Here is a 19,378-nt window from a genome sequence, read left to right on the forward strand (position 1 = left end):
ATAATATTATGAAATATTTAAAATATATCGCTATAATTTTAATAGGAAATGTATTTGTTTCTTGTAGCGACTTTTTAGAGCCTGTACCAGGTTCTTCTATTACAACCGATAATTATTATACCACTGCTGAAGAATTAGAAACAGGGTTAATCGGGGTTTATGCTGCTATTAAAGGTATTAATAGTAATGATAAAGATGAAAATCACGGCGTACAGTGGGAATTTTACGTTACTGAAATGCGTAGCGATAATACGAGTACAAAGAGTCCCGATTCAGAAGATGCGTCTGATGCAGGTCAGCTTGAAAGTTTAAATGTGCTTCCAACAAACAATTTTGTTAATAATTACTATACTAGTTTTTTCCAAGTTATTTCCAGAGCAAATGTTATACTAGCAAATTTGGATGTTGTTGAGGATAGCGCTAAAGCAAAAGCTATTGAAGGTGAAGCCAAATTTTTAAGAGCGTATGCTTATTTTAACCTAGTAAGATTATTTGGAGATTTACCACTCATTGATCGTATTATTGCACCATCTGAAACTGAGATTCAATTTACTAGAGTAGGCACAAATTCAATTTATGAATTAATTGTGGCCGATTTAGAAACTGCTGTTTCTGGATTAAATAACACATACACAACGAGAGCCTCAAAACCTGCTGCCCAAGCATTATTAGCAAAGGTATATTTAACAATGGCGACACCAGGTTCTTACCTTAAAGCACAACTTTTGTGTGAAGAAATTATAAATAGCACAAAGTATTCGCTTAAATCTAATTTCCATGATGTATTTTATACTGAGAGAAATTCTGAAATTATATTCGCAATAGGATACAATAGCGGTGTTCAAGATAATAGTCAAATATTTTCTGCAGAATGGATGAATGCTGTTGGTAATACAAGTGGTGTTAATTATGTTACGACCAATGCTGTTGCTGCAATTGATACCTATGGAGGTTCTAGAATTTCAGATTCATATAGACCAGATCCTCTTACGCTTTTTGGTGGTACTATTAGATATCAAGTAACTAAATACTTTCCTGATGGCGCATCAGGAGGAAGTGACGGTCAAACCTTTACTGGATTGCCACAACTAGCAGGTAATGATTGGATTGTTTTACGTTATGCAGATGTTCTGTTAATGCGTGCAGAAGCTATTTTAGCAGGTGCTATAGAAACTTCAAACGGTAATGCTATAGATTCTTATATGCAAGTTCGAGTTAGAGCAGGGTTTAACGCCGTAACAGATCGTCCATCAAAACTTACTAAAGAGGCGTTATTAATAGAAAGACGTGTAGAATTTGCTTTTGAAAATCAAAGAATGTTCGATTTAATTCGCTTTGGTGCAGCACAGTCCGTACTTTCAGTATTTGCAGATGCAAATGGATTTAATTTCGCGTCAACAGATTTGTTGTTGCCAATTCCGCAAAATGAAATAAATTTAAGCAGAAGTAGTAGCACTTTGATGACACAAAATCCTGGCTATAATTAAGATAAATTAATTAAATAAAAAAGATATGAAAACAATTAGTAATTTAAAAAAACGCGTATCAGGAATGTGCTTAGGTGCTTTAGCACTTATAGCTTGCATTGCAGTTACGTCTTGCGATCCTACTATTGATGCTTTGTCATATGATTTAGCTGAAGCAAATTCAAAAGAAGATTTAAAACCACCAGTAGCGAGTTTCAAAGCAACAGTAACGGCGGATTATCTGACTTATACCTTTGCCAACACATCATCAAGTGCAACAGATTATGTTTGGAATTATGGTGATGGAAAAACAGCTACTAGTTTAGATGGCGAAAACACCTTTCCTGCTGAAGGAACTTATACAGTTACTTTAACGGCTACGGATAAACTTGGAAAAACAAATACATATTCCTCGGAAGTTATTGTTATTGAGCCAGAAGTGCCGCCAGCTCTTAATCCAGGTGTTATAAATGGAAATTTTGATGATGGAACAAGCAATTGGAAGCCAAATTCATTTTCAGGTGGTACTACCAATGCGTTTAATGCTAGTTCAGACGGAGATCCAAATAATTATGATGGAACACCTTCAGGTGCTAGTAAAACACCAGGTGCTAAATGGACTAGTTCTACTTCTGCAGGACCTTTATTAAGTAGTTCTACTAGATATGCTTACCAAGAGATGAAGCTTTCTGAAAATACTAATTATATTTTAGAATATAGTTACGCTATTAAAACGGATGTAGCTGATATTGCAGGTGGTGATCGAGTTATAGTTGAAATTTTAGATGGTTGGTTTAATGATGGAGCTGATGCCGTTGTTTCTACTCCTTTAGTACAAACTATTGGAAATGAAGCCAATGGCAAAGGGAACTTTAAAGTTGTAAAACAAGTGTTTTCTACAAACGCCACAGGTGAAATTTCAATATGGATTTATGCCATAACTAATGACGAATTATACGTTGATAATGTTAAGGTTTACCCAGCAATCTAATATATAATGGGAGTTTTTAAAATAAAATCAACAATCTTTTTATTAACAATTTTATTTGTTTCTGTTAACGCTACTTGTCAAGATAAGGCAAGTAGTGTTACAGATTCTGGTACCAAATCAGAAAAGAAGAAAAAAAAGTACAAATTACCAGAGATTGACTTAAATCATTGGAGTGTTACAATTCCAGAATTAAATGCAAAAGGGAGCGCTTTGAGTGTACAACCACCAGACATTCTAAATTATGCAACGGACGAACGACTTATACCCTATATGTATAATGATTCTACAAACGGTGCTTTAGTTTTCCATGCTTTTCCTAGTGATGCTACAACAGCAAATACTAAATATTCACGAACCGAATTAAGAGAGCAATTGGTACCTGGCAACAATAAAATAAACTGGACGTTTGCACAAGGCGCAAACATGAAAGGGAAATTGGCTATGGGCGAAGTTTCAAGAGATGCAAATGGTAAATATCATAAAGTAATTATCATGCAAATTCATGGAGTTTTAACAGACGCACAACGTGATTTAATTGGTCAAAAAGATAACAATGCACCCCCAATATTAAAAATTTATTGGCAAGATGGTAAGATTCGTGTTAAAACGAAAGTCCTTAAAAATTTAAGTGCTACAGGTGAGGAACTTTTGCATGAAGACGCTTGGGATGATGATAAAGGTTTTGATTTTGAACAAGCAGTTGGATTTGGAAAATTCACGCTAGAAGTAAAAATTTCTGATGGGAAAATGGTGGTGATTTTAAATAATTCTGAGTATAAAGTTTATGAAGACATTCATATGAGAAAATGGGGTGTTTTTGAGAATTATTTTAAAGCAGGAAATTATTTTCAATCGCGAGATGAAGGTGCTTTTGCAAGAGTTAAATATTACGAATTAGAAGTGTCTCATTAGGAATAAAAACATTGTTCTAAGAACATTAGTTTAAGTTTTTGTCTAGTTTTGTCAGCTGTAAAGGTGGGGAACTAATTTTAAGCCAATTGTTATGAATTTAGAGGTATTATCAATAAACGAAAATCAAGATTTACAGAATGCTGTAATTGATAAGATACGTGAATTAATTAATTATAAAAACCTAGAGCCTAACGATAAATTACCGTCAGAACGTATGTTATCTGATAAATTAGGGGTTAGTAGAGGCGTGGTAAGAGACGCTATTCAAAAGCTGGAATTTTATGGTTTGTTAAAATCCATTCCACAAAGTGGAACATTTGTAGCGAATGTAGGCGGTATTGCCATGAATGGTATTGTTGATGATATTTTACGATTAGAAGAACCAGATTTTAAGTCATTAGTAGAAACAAGAATTTTATTAGAATTAAAAACAGTAAGATTAGCATCGTTAAGGCGTACCGATAAAGATTTAAAAAGTATCAAAGAAGCTTTAGACGCTTATGAGGAGAAGGTATTGTCTGGTAAGGAGGCTGTTCAAGAAGATTTGTTATTTCATTTATCAATAGCTAAAGCGAGTAAAAATAGTTCCATAAACACATTCATGCTCACAATTACACCTCAAATAATAATAGATTTTGGGAAGTATCATGTTTGCGATAATGACCTTGATAATTTAAGAATTAATGAACATAGGTCTATTTATGAAGCTATTAAAAAGCAAGATCCGGTTTTAGCGAAACAAAGGATGAAAGAGCATTTTAAAGTGTTATATCAATATTGTTATAACGTTAAATAATTAAAAACTTCTGTATAAAGGTGCACAATTTTATATAGAATATTAAAATATTTAGGAGGGTAGAATTACATAATACAATAGTTGTTTTGCAAAGAGTTTCTTCAGGAAAAGGAGACCTTTTTTTTAAACATTATTTTTTTGTAATCTAAAAAGGAAATTTAATAAATGAAAGGAGATGTTTTAATTTACATTCTCATTGTTTATTATTGGATAATGCCAACCTTATAACCATAAACAAATAAATATGAAAATTAAAGGACTGCGTTGGTGGGTAGTAACATTAATTGCTATTGCTACAATTATTAATTATATTGATAGGACCTCATTAAGTGTTCTTTGGCCTGAAATAGCTAAGGAACTATATCCAGGGCATTCACCCGATGAAACAAAGTCTATTTACGCTTTAATTTCAATAATTTTTGTGTTTTCTTACGCTATAGGACAGGCCATATTTGGTAAAATTTTCGACTGGGTAGGTACACGAATGGGTTTTGTGCTTTCAATAGGAGTATGGTCTATTGCTACCGCATTACACGCTTTTGCTAATGGAATTTTAAGTTTTGGTATATTCCGTGCCATATTAGGAGTTTCGGAAGCAGGTAACTGGCCAGGAGCGACTAAGGGTAATGCCGAGTGGTTTCCTATTAAAGAGCGCGCTTTCGCTCAAGGAATTTTTAACTCAGGAGCAGCTATTGGAGGAATTATTTCCATTCCACTAATTGCATATTTAACAATCTATTTTAGCTGGAAATCTATATTTATATTGATTGGTTTAGCAGGTTTACTTTGGTTAATCCCTTGGTGGATTGTAGTAAAATCAGAACCAAAAAAACACCCATGGATTACCGATGAGGAACGTAACTATATTTTAACAGGTCAAAAAAAGGAGAGTACTGCTGGAGATGTAGATCCAGATAAGGAATATAACCCAGATACTAAACAACTTCTTGGGCATAAACAAAGTTGGGGAGTTATTCTAGCTTCAGCGGCGATTGATCCAATATGGTGGTTATTCGTTTTCTGGATACCAATTTATCTAAATGAAGTGTATGGTATGGACGTGAAGTCAATTGGACTTTATGGTTGGGTACCTTATGTTGGAGCTATGTTAGGGGCTTATTTTGGTGGACTATTAGCACAAAATAGATTGAAGGCAGGTTGGAATGTTAACAGAACACGAAAAATGGTAATAACCCTTGGATGCTTAATTATGCTACCAGCCTTATTGGCAATGGCAAATCCAGGTGGTCCAACTACAGCTGTTATTATTATGGCGGTAATCTTGTTTGGATTCCAAACAGCTATCGGTAATGTTCAAACGTTGCCTAGTGATCTTTTTAGTGGAAAAACAGTGGGTACATTGGCAGGGTTTTCAGGTATGGCAGCTAAGCTTACCGCTGCAGGCTTAACTTATTTAGTGCCATGGTTAACAAGTGGAGGTAATTATACACCTGCATTTGTTATTGGGGCTGTTTTAGCTATACTTACTTTGGCTAGTGTATGGATATTAGTGCCAAAAGTTGAAGCAATTAAAGAAAAAATTTAGTATCAGAATTAGAGTGATTTTAAAATTAACAAATCAAAAATTAATAATATGAGTAATTTAAATGGAAAAGTAGCCGTAATTACCGGAGCTACAGGTGGAATTGGTTTCGAAGTAGCAAAAAGATTAGGTAAAGACGGATACACCGTGGTATTGAACGGTATCGATGATGAAGCAGGAGCAAAAAGAGTTGAAGAACTTACTGCAGAAGGAATTACTGCTGAATATTATGGTTTCGATGTGACTAAAGATGAATTAGTAACTGAGAATATTACTAAGATTGGTGAAAAATATGGTAAAATTGACCTTTTAGTGAACAACGCTGGAGGACTTGGTGGAAGATCTAGATTTGAAGAAATGACTACTGAATTTTACAGATTTGTAATGGCATTAAACCTTGATTCAACATTTTTTGCTTCAAGAGCAGCTATCCCATTTCTTAAAAAAGGAACAAACGCTTCTATCATTAACTATACTTCAATCGCAGGTTGGAATGCAGGTGGCCCTGGAGCTGGTATCTATGGTACTTCTAAAGCGGGAGTTCATGCTATTACAAGAGCATTAGCGAAAGACCTTGCTGAATACGGTATTAGAGTGAACGCTGTATCTCCTGGTACAATTGACACACCTTTCCATACTGAAATTAAGTCTACGAAACCAGAAGTGTTTGCTTCTTGGAAAAACAATATCTTATTAGGTAGATTAGGTCAACCACAAGAAGTAGCTTCTGTTATTTCTTTCTTAGCTAGTGATGACGCTGCATTTTTAACAGCTGAAACTATTCAAGTAGGTGGTGGACAAGGATTAGGAATCTAATGACATCTATTACATAAAAAAAGCCGTTTTGTATTATGTACAAAACGGCTTTTTTATGCAATTAAATGAGTTTATTCATTATGATTGCGAGAAGAAAAATCTAACACGGTTAATGTTCACCATACCCAATATCATCCATCTTTCCTTTAAATACTTTGTATTGAATTATAAAGTAGATAACTACCAGTATAAAAGCAATAACAAACCAGTATAAACCAACCGATAAACCGTAAGGTTCTCCAGCCATATTATAAATAGTTAAATCTGGATTTGTACTGTTTGTTGATGGTAATAACTTAGGGAATATCGAGGCTACAGTAGAAGCGATTCCTCCAAATAAAAATAAAGATGAAAAGATAAAACCAGTACCATCTTTGGTGAAAGTTTTAATTTTGAATAGCCCGAATAAACCCGTAAAAGTAATTAACGGGAATATCCACAACCACGGATTTGTTATAAAATTATGAAATGGCTTCGGCTCTATAACATGCCATACAAGTAGCGAAATAATGACCAGCACAAGTAGAGCAAAATTAAGTTTGAAAATAACTGTTTTAAGTTTTGTGTTTAAATCTGAATTGGTTTTAAAAATAATCCAGTTGGCACCATGAATGGTTAAAGCTACAACGCCAATAATTCCTAATAAAATAGTAAACCAGTCAATAATACCTAAATGCTCTGCTGTAGGGCTAAAGGTAGGGTTCCATAAAGGTAAAAAGAAGTAATGTGCTTCATGGGCAGAAACACCGTTAGTAACCATACCCAAATTAACGCCTCTAACTATATTTCCTAAAGCAATTCCAAAAAAGAGTGCTAATAAAAAACTAGCGATTCCAAAGGCTTTGTCCCAAATGGTTTCCCAAATTTTATTGTGTATTTGTCCGCGTAATTCTAAACCAATAGCTCTAAAAATAAGCAGCCACAAAATCATAATTAGCGGTAAATAAAACCCACTAAACGAAGATGCGTACAATGTTGGGAATGCAAAAAATAAGATACCGCCAGCAGCAATTAGCCAAACTTCATTAGCATCCCAGAAGGGGCCAATGGCGTTTGTAATGGCTTTTTTGTCTTTTTCTGTTTTAGCAAAAAATAGGTGAACAATGCCTGCACCAAAGTCGTAACCATCTAAAATAATATAAATAGTTAACATGGTCATTAAAACGATATACCAAAATAATTCCATAATTAGTGTGTTATAGTTTCTGGACCTTTATTAATTATTTTTCCAGCAAGCATTAAAAATAAGAGTCCTAATAGTAAGTACAACCCAATAAATCCTAATAACGTGAATAAGGTGTTACCTGCAGACACCGTTGGAGAGGCTCCAGCCGATGTTCTTAATAGGTTATACACCAACCAAGGTTGTCTTCCTAATTCTGCCGTATACCAGCCCGTTGTGTTAGCAATGTAAGGGAATGGTAGCATAAACATAAGCGACCATAAAATCCATTTGGTTTTGTAAAGTTTTTTTCTGAATAATTGTACCACCGCAGCAAACATTAAACCAATAAAAATAGTGCCTAAACCAACCATAATATGATAAGCATAATAGAGACCAGGAACGTTTGTAGGATGGACATCTTCATCAAACTCGTTGAGTCCTTTTATTTCAGCATCCCATTTTTGATAAGTTAAAAAACTCAAGATGTTTGGTACTGCAATTTTGTTATCAAGTTTTTTTTCCTTCATGTCTGGTTGCCCGATTAAAACTATTTCAGAACCACCATCTTCAGTTTCAAAGATGCCTTCCATGGCTGCAAACGTAACAGGTTGATGTTTTACCACGTTTTTAGCAACCATATCTCCTGTTGGAGCTGCCACGATAACACTCGCGAAGAACCCGAAAATGACACCGGTTTTCACAAATAACTTACCAAATTCACTGTGCTTATTATTTAAAATATAGAAAGCGCCAATTGAAGCGACCACAAAAGAAGCTGTTACTAAAGAAGCGGCTTGGTTGTGTAAATAAGATGGCCATAACCATTCATTAGTAAATAAGGCACCAAAATTAGTTAATACAAACTTTCCGTTTTCTAAAATTTCAAAACCTACAGGGTGTTGCATCCAGGAGTGGGTTGCAATAATTAAAAAGCCACTTGCCCACGAGCCTAGAAATACTAAAAAGCCTGTAACGAAATGTAATTTATGTCCTAATAACTTTTCACCAAAAATGAATAAACCTAAAAAGGACGATTCTAGAAAGAATGAAAACATCCCTTCCATGGCCAGAGTTTGCCCTATAATACCACCGGTAAGTTCAGAAAATTTTGCCCAATTGGTGCCAAATTGAAATTCCATAGGAATTCCCGTAACGACGCCCATGGCAAAGTTTAATGCGAAAATTTTCATCCAAAATTTTGCTGCATTGTTGTAGGTTTCTGTGTTTGTTCTTAAAAATTTCCATTTAAAATAGACAATCATTAAAGAGAGTCCCATGGTTAATTGTGGAAATAAGTAGTGAAAGGTGATAGTAAATGCAAACTGCATTCTATCATAAAAGAGCATGTCTTCCATAAAAAGAATTTTGTTGTGCAAAAATACGACACCATGTTTATTTATGTGCTATTTTTTGAACAGAGATTTATTCTTTTTTGTGATTTTTTGAAAACAAAAAAAAAGCATTCTTAATAAAAAGAATGCTTTTAGAGCTATTAATACCCATTATTAGGGATGTCTGTTAAGACGGTATAAAGGTATTATAAATGTTTAAAGTGCACAGTAACAATTGTTACAGAAGCTAAATGTGTGATTGCAATAAAGTTGTTAATTCGTTTTTCTGAACGACACCAGATTGTCTCCAAACTTGAGAGCCATTTTTAAACAGCAATAGGGTAGGGACGCCTCTTACTTGATATTTTGAGGCTATAGTTTGGTTTTTGTCGACATCAATTTTAATAATAGATACTTGGTCTCCCAAAACATCTTTGACTTCTTTTAGAATGGGGCTCATGGTTTTACATGGGCCACACCATTCAGCAAAAAAATCGACCAAAACAGGTTTTTCCTGATTTATTATTTCTGAAAATTGACTCATTACTCTTTCCAATTTAAGAAACCACCTTTTAAATCGTAGATTTCAGTAAAACCTAATTTAATTAATTGGTTCGCAGCTTTGTTACTTCGGTTTCCGCTTCTGCAATAAACATAAACGGGTTTCTCTTTATTCAATTTACTGATGTCATTACTAAAACTTTTAGAGAAAAAGTCTATGTTTTTAGCGTTTTTAATGTGTCCTGATTTAAATTCGTTAGGAGTTCTTACATCAATAAGTTGCACATTATTACGTGTAATTTGTTCTTTGAACGTTTCGGGTTGTAGTGCTTTGATGTTGCTATTCTGTACTTGGGTTCCGAAAAGAAATGAAAATAAGGACATAATTATAATGTTGTTGGGCATATGTAATCTGTTACGGGGATTTCAGTTTGCTTAATTGCGGCAAAACCACCAGTTATATTAATTAAGTTATGAATACCTCTGCTTTTTAAAATAGAGGCAGCAATTATAGATCTATAACCACCTGCGCAATGTAGGTAAAAGGTTTTATCATCTGGGAATTCATTTAAATGTTCGTTTAAATAATCGAGAGAAGTGTGTTGGGCGTTTTTAACGTGCTCCGATTTAAATTCACCATCTTTTCGAACATCAAAAACTGGTGCTTCTTCTTTTTCTAAAGTTTGTTTTAATTCTGAAGCAGATATAGAGGTGACGGTATCGTAATCTAGCCCTGCATTTTTCCAAGCTTCAAAGCCTCCTTTTAAATAGCCTATGGTTTTATCGAAGCCAACACGTGATAAACGAATGATGGTCTCTTCTTCTTTTCCTTCTGGAGTAACAAGTAATATAGGTTGTTCCACATCGGCAATTAAAGAGCCTACCCAAGGGGCAAAATTACCTTCAATACCAATGAATATAGATCTAGGAATGTGGCCGTTGGCAAATTCATCTTGATGACGTACATCTAAAACGATGGCGCCTGTATTGTTTGCAAGGTGCTCAAAATCGGTAGGGGTTAAAGGTGTTGTACCGCGTTCAATAACATCTTCAACATCATCATAGCCTTCTTTATTCATTTTCACATTCAAAGGAAAATATTGAGGAGGTGGTAATAAACCATCAGTCACCTCTTTAATAAATTCTTCTTTAGTCATATTAGCTCGTAAAGCATAATTTGTTTCCTTCTGGTCACCAATGGTTCCTATCGTTTTTTTACTTAAATTTTTTCCGCAAGCGGAACCAGCACCATGAGCAGGGTATACAATAACAGCATCGCCTAAAGGCATAATTTTACCTCGAAGGCTGTCAAAAAGCATTCCTGCTAAGTCTTCTTGGGTTATATGTTCTGCTTTTTGAGCTAAATCGGGTCTGCCTACGTCTCCTAAAAACAAGGTGTCTCCACTAAAAATAGCATGGTCGTTTCCGTTTTCATCTTTCAATAAATAGGTGGTGCTTTCCATGGTGTGCCCAGGTGTATGCAGTGCAGTTATGGTTATATTTCCTAGTTTGAAAACTTGAGCATCTTCAGCTATAATAGCATCAAAAGTTGGGTTTGCACTAGGGCCGTAAATTATGGGAGCACCTGTAAGTTTAGATAGGGTTACATGGCCACTCACAAAATCGGCATGAAAATGGGTTTCAAAAATGTATTTAATTTTTGAGTTATTATTTTCAGCCTTAGTGATGTAAGGGGTAACCTCTCTTAATGGGTCTATAATAGCGACTTCGCCGTTACTTTCTATGTAATAGGCACCTTGCGCTAAACATCCTGTATATATTTGTTCGATCTTCATAATTCTATAAGTATTATGTGTAAAATTAAGTATTTTTTTAAGTTTGAATAGTAACAAAAGTTACAGTTCTAATTTTGAGTGAATTCTTTAATAAGAATGTAAATAGCCATGACCATTACAAAAAAACCGAATCCTTTTTTTAGTTTTTTGTTTGAAATGTATTTCGATAAATAATCACCTAATAAAACCCCCAGCATGGTGAGAGCGGAAAAAGTTAGTAGAAATACCCAGTCTGTATTTAAGGCATGTAAATCGCCTAAAAACCCAATAATTGAATTTATAGATATAATTACTAAGGACGTTCCCACGGCATTCTTCATAGATAAACCTGCCCAAAGTACTAAGGCTGGTACATATAGAAAGCCTCCTCCAGCACCAATTAAACCGGTTATAACACCTATAATTAAGCCTTGTACAAATGTTTTGTAATAGGGTTGCTTTATAAACGTACCACTTGTATCCTTTTTCCCTTTAATCATGGAAGTGGCTGCAGCAAGCATAACAAGAGCGAAAAAGACCATGATGGCTATTTCCTTGGTAATTATAAATCCATTTAAGGTGAAAAGTTCTTCAGGGATATTCGGAACTAAATAACGCCTTGTAGTATAAACAGCTATAAATGAAGGAAAGGAAAACGCTAAACCTGTTTTAAAGTCGACTAATTTTTTTTGATGCTTTTTATAAACTCCAAAAATAGAAGACGTTCCTACCACAAAAAGAGAATAGGCTGTGGCTGTAACTGGGTTGTATGCCAAAAGGTACACCAATAGAGGAACGGTTAATATAGAGCCGCCTCCACCAATTAGGCCGAGAACCATTCCAATAATGAAAGCACCAAAAAAACCTAAAAAATCTATTAAAGCCATAGTTCTGTTTTATATTACAAAACTAGACTAGTTATAGGACTCAGTCAGTAACATTAGTTACACAGCACTACAAGTCTAAAATTTTAATACTATTTCGGTGAAGTTCTATTTTACCTTCAATTTCTAAAGTTTTCAATAATCTGGAAATAACAACTCTAGAAGTATGCATATCGAAGGCAATTTGCTGGTGCGTAACTTGTATAACTTCGTTATGGTTTACCATGGCTTTGTCCTTTAAATACTTAAAAAGGCGTTCGTCCATTTTTAAGAAGGCAATGGCGTCAACGGCTTCTAAAAGTTCGGTCATTCTATCATGGTAACTCTGAAGGATGAAGTTTTGCCAACTTTTGTATTTCCCCATCCATTCGCTCATTTTTTCAACAGGAACCATTATTAGCTTTGTTGGGGTTTCAGCGACCGCTCTTATTTCGCTCTTTTTCTGACCCATACAGCACGATAAAGTCATGGCGCAGGTGTCGCCACGTTCAATAAAATAAAGCAAAAGTTCATCGCCTTTATCATCTTCGCGCAGAATTTTTACAGCACCACTAACAAGTAAAGGCATCGATTTAATATAATCGCCAATATCTATAAGTTGGAAACCTTCGGGTAGTTCTTTGAAAGTTCCAACGCTATTTATTTCCATTAACAGGCTATCTTCAAACAGGTAACCATAGTTTTCTTTTAACTCTTTAATCATTTTGATACGATTTGGAACGATAAAGGTATTGACTTATAATGAAAATACAGAAGAATTTAATAAATTTAATGAATGTATTTGGGTGAATATTAAGCTTCTAGTAAAAATAAATAAATGAGTGATAAAAATATCTATTTTATCTTTGGTAGATGTATAGTTAATTTTATATTTGCACACCGGAAAACAAAAAATGTTTTGTTTATCGTGTTGAGGGCTCTTAGCTCAGTTGGATAGAGCACCTCCCTTCTAAGGAGGCGGTCGCAGGTTCGAATCCTGCAGGGCTCACAAAAAGCTTCACTTTAATTAGTGAGGCTTTTTTGTTTTTGTAATAGTTTAATATTCTATTTTTGTACATGTTCAATTGAACAGAAATAGTGTGTTTAAATTGAGTAATAAGAAAATACTTTTTCTTTTGGCGAAGAAAAGGGTGATAACAACTTATTTGTTCTCTTAAATTGAAAAGTAAGTAGTTTCTTTTTTATATTACTTGAAATGAATGCCCTAAACCTTAAAGAATTAATAGCACCCAGCTATATTACCTGCTTATAAATGACTAAATATTTTTATTCCATATTATTTTTTCTGAGTATTTTCTCAAACTTATTTTCGCAAGAGGTAAATATAACTGCGGAATTTTCCTTAGATGGTATTTTCTATAAAGTTTACGATAAAACAACCCATACTTACACTCGAAAGATAACCGAGTTTAAAATGGATGAAGAATGTACTGTTATTGATTATTTAGGAAAGGACGTTTTTAAAATAAAGTATAACGGTTGGTTAGGTTACGTAGATTCTGAATATTTGATTTTCAATGATGAAATGTCTGATTTATTTTATGATTTTCAAGAAAAGGAAAGAATAAAGTTGATAGAACAAAATAAAGCAAGACAGGAAAGAATACAAGAAATTGTAAATAATGGGAGTGCTGAAATTGAGGAAAAAGCAAAGGTAGATTCTATCGCAAAAGGAGTAGAAGAAAAGCGTATTAAAGAAGTTGAAGTTGCGGCAGTTAAGGAATTAGAAGCAGAACGTGTTGAAAAGGAAAAACAAGCATCTATAGCCAAAGCTAAGTTAGAAGAAGAAAAACGTATAAAAGAAGCTCAAGAAGTTGCTGCTAGAAAATTAGAAGCAGAACGTGTTGAGAAGGAAAAACAAGCAGCCATAGCCAAAGCTAAGTTAGAAGAAGAAAAACGTTTACAAGAAGCTAAAGAAGTTGCTGCTAGAAAATTAGAAGCAGAACGTACTGAGAAGGAAAAACAAGCAGCCATTGCCAAAGCTAAGTTAGAGGAAGAAAAGCGTACACAAAAAGCTCAAGAAGCTGCTGCTAGAAAATTAGAAGCTGAACGTGTTGAGAAAGAAAGACAAACAGCCATTGCCAAAGCAAAGCTAGAGGACGAAAAACGTATTCAAGAAGCTCAAGAAGTTGCGGCTAGAAAATTGGAAGCAGAACGTGTTGAAAAAGAAAAACAAGCAGTTATTGCTAAAGCTAAGCTAGAGGACGAAAAACGTATACAAGAAGCTCAAGAAGCTGCTGCTAGAAAATTGGAAGCAGAGCGTGTTGAAAAGGAAAAACAAGCTGCCATTGCCAAAGCTAAGATAGAAGAAGAAAAACGTATACAAGGAGCACAAGAGGTTGCTGCTAGAAAATTAGAAGCAGAACGTGTTGAAAAAGAAAAACAAGCTGTTATTGCCAAAGCTAAGTTAGAAGAAGAAAAACGTTTACAAGAAGCTCAAGAAGCTGCTGCTAGAAAATTAGAAGCAGAACGTGTTGAGAAAGAAAAACAAGCAGCCATTGCCAAAGCTAAGATAGAGGACGAAAAACGTATACAAGAAGCTAAAGAGATTGCTGCTAGAAAATTAGAAGCAGAACGTGTTGAAAAGGAAAAACAAGCATCTATAGCCAAAGCTAAGTTAGAAGAAGAAAAACGTATACAAGAAGCTAAAGAGATTGCTGCTATAAAATTAGAAGCAGAACGTGTTGAAAAGGAAAAACAAGCTGTTATTGTCAAAGCTAAAATAGAAGAAGAAAAACGTATACAAGAAGCTAAAGACGTTGCTGCTAGAAAATTAGAAACTGAGCGTGTTGAGAAGGTGAAAAAGGCAGCTATTGCTAAATCTAAAGTAGAGAAAGAAAACGAATTGCTTGAAGCTGAAGAGGAGACCGTAAGGGATTATGAAGCAGAACGTATCGAGATAATAAAACAAGCAGCTATTGCTCAGGCTAAAGCCGAAAAGGAAAAGGTTCAAGTTAAAGAAGTTGTTAGTAAGCCTGTTATCGAAGAAAACAAGGATACTGAGAAAGTCGATAGAGCGGAGTTAAGAAATACGTGCCATTACGCAATGAATGAGTATGACGATATTGATAGAATAAAGATAGTTAGAACAGATCCGTATGATATTAATGATAAATTAACTATCGAATTGTTTAAAAGAGGGCGAAGTATTAACGTCTTTTTTAACCTGAGGGCAGATTTGGGTTGTGCGAGTTATTTACCTAATAACAGGTCTTCCGTTAAAGTTAAACTTGAAAACAACCAAACCATTACACTATACCATTCATGGGATATGAATTGTGGTGATTATAGTTTTAAAGGGAATTTATCGAAGTCGCAAATGAGTTTATTAGAAAAATCGCCCATCAAATCCATACTACTTCGAGGTACAAAAGGGTCTCGTGAAGTTACAAATGTTGAATACAAAGAATTTTTTATAGATAAGTTAGGTTGTATCGAGTAGTAACTCGAATTAATCCACTTTTGAAGTCTTTAGTACAATTTTATGATCTTCAGCATCTGTGGAAAAAAACAAATAGCAATTTCCGCCATCTTTAATTTTTAGCTTTTTACGCAATTGTTCTACTGTTTCTGGAAAATTTCGAGTTGAAATGTTCGCTTTGTCAATCGCCAGTTTTTTCAAATCTTTTTTGTTGTAAGGAATAATAGCTTCAACTTTAAAGCGCCTTCCTGGGAAATGAATTAAAGTGTTGCTTGTGTATAAATGGGAGTGTTTATGAAGTTTAAAAACCTGTAATTGACTAGAAATAGACTCAAACCCACCAGCCTTTAAAACAGCGCTATTGGGTTCGTATAGATAGGCGAGTGGTTGACTGTAACTAGAGTTGGCTTCCTTTTCATTGTCCAAGGAAAAATTAAACACATCTTCTGTGTCTTTTTTAAGATTGATGGTTTTTATTGAAATGTCTTCAGTAAACCCTGCTTCCAAAACCCAAAGTAATTCCTTTACTTCGTTATTTACTGCTACTACGTGAATGGTTTTTACATGCTTCAGTTCATTAATTCCAACAGAGAAATCTAGTAACGGTGATGTTTTTATTAAAATATTTTTTGAATGTTTGAACAGTAAATCGAGATGTTCTGGCACATTTGGTAAGCAATCATTTAGAAAAAAAACTTTCCCTTTACTATCATGTCTTCGGGACGGGTCTATGTAAACCCAATCGTATGTTTTGTTGCTGTTTTTTAAATGAGAAATACCGTCAATACTATGTGTTTTTATGTTTTTAACAGCTAATTGCTTGTAATTGTGTGCTACAATTCCGGAAAGGTCTTCGTTGATTTCGCAATGTTCAACGGTTTTGAATACTTTAGAAAAATAATAGCAATCTACCCCGAAACCACCCGTTAAATCGATGATGGATTCTCCATTCACTAAACTCGATTTGTACTCTGCTGTAATTTCAGAAGAGGTTTGTTCGATGTTTAGTTTGTTCGGGTAATATATGTTTTTACCTCTAAACCAAGTGGCTAGTTTCTTTTCGCAGCGCTTTTTGGCTTCAATTTGCTCGATAATAGCTTTGGTTTCTATATCTGGGAAGTTTGTTCCTTTTAATAATAAAGAAGCAATATTAGCATTTAAATGTTCTGCTATAAATTCTTGAATTTCGGTATTTAAAAGAAGGGTATTCAAAAGGTATTATAAATCTTTAGTCAGTTTTTTTACAATTTTGTTTTCAGATAAAAACTCTTTAAAAATCACCTTGATCGCGGTGTAAGCAGGTACGGCAAGTATTAAGCCGATAATGCCAAATAGAATCCCTGTAATTAAAATTACCAAAAATATTTCTAAAGGATGTGATTTTACACTTTTTGAAAAGATGATGGGCTGACTTAAAAAATTATCAACCAATTGCCCAATGATGAATACGATAAATACCCAGAATGTTTTAGGTAAAATAACGTTGCTAAAACTTTCTCCTAGGTTACTTGTCATGGTGAGAGCAAGCATTAAAAAGGCGCCAACTAAAGGCCCAACATAGGGAATCAGGTTTAGTAACGCGCATAAAAAGGCAATAACAATGGCATTTTCCACACCTATAATGAGTAAACCAATAGTGTAAATAATGAATAAGATTAAGATTTGGAAAATAAGCCCTACAAAGTATCTTGAAAGTAAATTTTTAATTTTTGTTGAAGAGTTTTTCCAGCGTAATTCCTTGTTGTCTGGTAATATGGTAAGTACGCCACTTTCAAACAAACGGCTGTCTTTTAAAAAGAAAAAGGAGATAAATAATACTGAAAATAGCCCAATACTAAAACTGCCTAAACCGCTAACAACCGAATTTAAAAAATTAGGAATAAGCGAATAATCTATTTTTGATAAGAGGTTAGATTGTTTTATAGATTGCTCTAAATCAATTTGATGTACGTTAAAGTAGTTTGTGATTTCAAAATATAAATCTTCAATATTATTTTGAAGTTCATCAATATTTAACAATGATAAATTTTGACCTTGTTTAATTATTAAAGGAATGAATAGGGCCACTAAGCCAATAAACAAGCCTATAAGAATGCTCATGGTAAGAATAACGGCTATGGTGTTTTTAAATTTAAGGCGCCGTTCTAAAAAAAGCACTACAGGTCTGCCAATTAAAGAGATAACAGCAGCAATAGCAATATAACCAATAACTGATTGAATTTGATACAAAAACCATAGGAGCAAAGCGATACCTAAAATAATGGCTACTGCTCTTAAAATACCGTTTGCTATTAGTTTTGAATTCAAATGAAATTAATTATGGAGTAAATATAATATTATTTAGCTTCAATTAGGAAGGTATCGGTTTAAACTCAATTTTAGTTCTGTTAAAAAAAATGAATCTCATAAAGTTATGAGATTCATTTCAGATTTATAATATGCTGCAAAGCTATTTTAGTTCATAGTTGAAGCGAGTTGTTTAGTTTAAGAATTTAGGCTTCATAACAATCATCGCCCATCCCCAATTAAGCCCATCGGCAGCGTTTGCTTTTGTTACGCCTTTAAGTTCATACATACCATCGGCAGCAAACATTTGAGAGTATCCTAAAACCAAGCTGTAACCTTTGAATTTTTTGGCATAGACTAAATCTATTTCAGTTCCTAAGGATGTTTCACCGCTAGGTAATGCTTCTTGTCCGCTAAAGTTTAAAGCAGTAACCGTTAAGTTAGACGTTTCATTTAAAGTGAAGTTGGCACTTACATGCACATCAAATAACCCAACATTGTTTCCATGATTTCCAACGTAGAAATAATCCATAAATCCGTTAAATTTATGATTGGTTCCGTATAAAGGAAAGAACGCTTCACTTTTTGCCGTAGAAGTATCGTTACCGCTAATAATTTCAAGACCAGCACCCAAAGCGACCTTAGAACTTGCCTTGTAACTTAAGTCCAAACCTAAAAGGTATGCGCTTTCAACTTGATCGCCTGTTTGTAGAAAAGCATTGGCAGCAATACCAAAACCACCTTTTTTGTAATCAAGGTGTGTACCTAAGGTTTGCAAACTATTAACACCATCTGGCGTTACGTTATCTGCTTCAAATTTTTGAAAGCCATTGTTAAGTAATAATAGACTTCCAGAGAAATGTTCCCAAGCTTGTTTTAAATAAGCATACTGCATGGTTTTGTATGTGAAGTAACCAGTAGTGTTGTAGGCTGTTCCTGTATTAATAAATCCGGTTGGATTTGAATAATCTTGACTAAAGGCTAAACCCAGATCGATCATGAATTTACCTTTATTGTACTTAATAATGGCTGCATCGTGGTTACGCCCTTGTTGTGCCCAATCCAAACCTCCAAAAATACGTTGGTCATCATACGAAATTGCTTGTCGTCCTAATTTGGTAGAGAATCCTTCGCCTAGGTTAATATCTGCCCAAGCTTCAAAAACCGCAAAGGAGTTGTTTTGGTCGTAAGGAAGGAGTTGTCTGTTTTCACCCCAAACCATCACGTCTTGAATGCTTAAATAGAATTTATAAGCTTCTGTAGTAAAACCTGCATTTAATCTTAAACGGGTCGATACGCCAAAACCAGCATCGGCTGCTTCTGGAATAATACTACTAAAGCCATGGCGGTATTCGGTTCGTGGTCTAAATTCTCCATCTAAGGTGAATTGTGCTTGTGCAAATTGTAAGCATCCTAATAATAGTCCTAGAATTACATATTGTTTTTTCATTTTTTTTATGTTTTAAGTTATGGTTGTTCTTTGTTTGTAAT

The 19,378-nt window shown here is 34.3% G+C and carries 17 protein-coding genes and 1 tRNA gene; 8 read left to right on the plus strand and 10 right to left on the minus strand.

The window, feature by feature from the left end:
- The first annotated feature begins 8 nt into the window (after positions 1–8).
- The 6 genes from Q5N74_RS13860 to Q5N74_RS13885 all read left to right on the plus strand — a co-directional run bounded on the left by Q5N74_RS13860 (position 9) and on the right by Q5N74_RS13885 (position 6,524).
- Positions 9–1,487 (plus strand): RagB/SusD family nutrient uptake outer membrane protein, encoded by a 1,479-nt coding sequence (locus Q5N74_RS13860; RefSeq protein ID WP_304389485.1) that lies wholly within the window; start codon positions 9–11, stop codon positions 1,485–1,487.
- Between the two features lie 25 nt (positions 1,488–1,512).
- The gene (locus tag Q5N74_RS13865; protein ID WP_304389487.1) at positions 1,513–2,457 is read left to right on the plus strand and encodes a PKD domain-containing protein; all 945 of its coding nucleotides are present in this window, start codon (positions 1,513–1,515) and stop codon (positions 2,455–2,457) included.
- 6 nt (positions 2,458–2,463) lie between these two features.
- Positions 2,464–3,369, plus strand: a complete 906-nt coding sequence (locus tag Q5N74_RS13870) for a polysaccharide lyase family 7 protein (RefSeq protein ID WP_304389488.1) — start codon at positions 2,464–2,466, stop codon at positions 3,367–3,369.
- A 91-nt stretch (positions 3,370–3,460) separates the two neighbouring features.
- A complete protein-coding gene (locus tag Q5N74_RS13875; RefSeq protein ID WP_304389490.1) occupies positions 3,461–4,165 on the plus strand; it encodes a FadR/GntR family transcriptional regulator in 705 nt (234 codons plus the stop codon).
- Between the two features lie 244 nt (positions 4,166–4,409).
- On the plus strand, positions 4,410–5,711 hold the full coding sequence (locus Q5N74_RS13880; RefSeq protein WP_304389491.1) for an MFS transporter: 1,302 nt from the start codon (positions 4,410–4,412) through the stop codon (positions 5,709–5,711).
- Between the two features lie 48 nt (positions 5,712–5,759).
- A complete protein-coding gene (locus Q5N74_RS13885) occupies positions 5,760–6,524 on the plus strand; it encodes an SDR family NAD(P)-dependent oxidoreductase (protein WP_304389492.1) in 765 nt (254 codons plus the stop codon).
- A gap of 109 nt (positions 6,525–6,633) precedes the next feature.
- On the opposite strand, the gene cydB is transcribed toward Q5N74_RS13885, so the two are convergent.
- From cydB to Q5N74_RS13920, 7 genes are all read right to left on the minus strand, one after another.
- A complete protein-coding gene (gene cydB / locus Q5N74_RS13890; protein ID WP_304389493.1) occupies positions 6,634–7,710 on the minus strand; it encodes a cytochrome d ubiquinol oxidase subunit II in 1,077 nt (358 codons plus the stop codon).
- A 2-nt stretch (positions 7,711–7,712) separates the two neighbouring features.
- Positions 7,713–9,044 (minus strand): cytochrome ubiquinol oxidase subunit I, encoded by a 1,332-nt coding sequence (locus tag Q5N74_RS13895; RefSeq protein ID WP_304389494.1) that lies wholly within the window; start codon positions 9,042–9,044, stop codon positions 7,713–7,715.
- Positions 9,045–9,267: 223 nt separating this feature from the next.
- Entirely contained in the window at positions 9,268–9,564 is a 297-nt protein-coding gene (trxA, locus tag Q5N74_RS13900; RefSeq protein WP_304389495.1) for a thioredoxin, read from the minus strand.
- Positions 9,564–9,905 (minus strand): rhodanese-like domain-containing protein, encoded by a 342-nt coding sequence (locus Q5N74_RS13905; RefSeq protein ID WP_304389496.1) that lies wholly within the window; start codon positions 9,903–9,905, stop codon positions 9,564–9,566. Before Q5N74_RS13905 ends, trxA begins: the two co-directional genes overlap by 1 nt.
- 2 nt (positions 9,906–9,907) lie before the next feature.
- The gene (locus Q5N74_RS13910; protein WP_304389497.1) at positions 9,908–11,317 is read right to left on the minus strand and encodes a rhodanese-like domain-containing protein; all 1,410 of its coding nucleotides are present in this window, start codon (positions 11,315–11,317) and stop codon (positions 9,908–9,910) included.
- A 68-nt stretch (positions 11,318–11,385) separates the two neighbouring features.
- A complete protein-coding gene (locus Q5N74_RS13915) occupies positions 11,386–12,183 on the minus strand; it encodes a sulfite exporter TauE/SafE family protein (RefSeq protein ID WP_304389498.1) in 798 nt (265 codons plus the stop codon).
- A gap of 67 nt (positions 12,184–12,250) precedes the next feature.
- Positions 12,251–12,883, minus strand: coding sequence for a Crp/Fnr family transcriptional regulator (locus Q5N74_RS13920; RefSeq protein ID WP_304389500.1), 633 nt, complete (start codon positions 12,881–12,883; stop codon positions 12,251–12,253).
- Between the two features lie 211 nt (positions 12,884–13,094).
- Here Q5N74_RS13920 and Q5N74_RS13925 point away from each other — a divergent pair.
- Together Q5N74_RS13925 and Q5N74_RS13930 are read left to right on the plus strand one after the other, a co-directional pair.
- Positions 13,095–13,168: transfer RNA gene (locus Q5N74_RS13925), tRNA-Arg, on the plus strand.
- Between the two features lie 264 nt (positions 13,169–13,432).
- Entirely contained in the window at positions 13,433–15,622 is a 2,190-nt protein-coding gene (locus Q5N74_RS13930; protein ID WP_304389501.1) for a hypothetical protein, read from the plus strand.
- Positions 15,623–15,631: 9 nt separating this feature from the next.
- Here Q5N74_RS13930 and Q5N74_RS13935 read toward each other — a convergent pair whose 3' ends face one another.
- The 3 genes from Q5N74_RS13935 to Q5N74_RS13945 all read right to left on the minus strand — a co-directional run bounded on the left by Q5N74_RS13935 (position 15,632) and on the right by Q5N74_RS13945 (position 19,337).
- Positions 15,632–16,813: a class I SAM-dependent methyltransferase gene (locus Q5N74_RS13935; protein WP_304389502.1), complete on the minus strand. Its 1,182-nt coding sequence runs from the start codon at positions 16,811–16,813 to the stop codon at positions 15,632–15,634.
- Between the two features lie 6 nt (positions 16,814–16,819).
- The gene (locus Q5N74_RS13940; protein WP_304389503.1) at positions 16,820–17,908 is read right to left on the minus strand and encodes an AI-2E family transporter; all 1,089 of its coding nucleotides are present in this window, start codon (positions 17,906–17,908) and stop codon (positions 16,820–16,822) included.
- A 172-nt stretch (positions 17,909–18,080) separates the two neighbouring features.
- The gene (locus tag Q5N74_RS13945; protein WP_304389504.1) at positions 18,081–19,337 is read right to left on the minus strand and encodes an alginate export family protein; all 1,257 of its coding nucleotides are present in this window, start codon (positions 19,335–19,337) and stop codon (positions 18,081–18,083) included.
- Between the last annotated feature and the right edge of the window lie 41 nt (positions 19,338–19,378).

This window comes from Mariniflexile sp. AS56 (assembly GCF_030552475.1).
In the GTDB taxonomy this organism is placed as follows: domain Bacteria; phylum Bacteroidota; class Bacteroidia; order Flavobacteriales; family Flavobacteriaceae; genus Mariniflexile.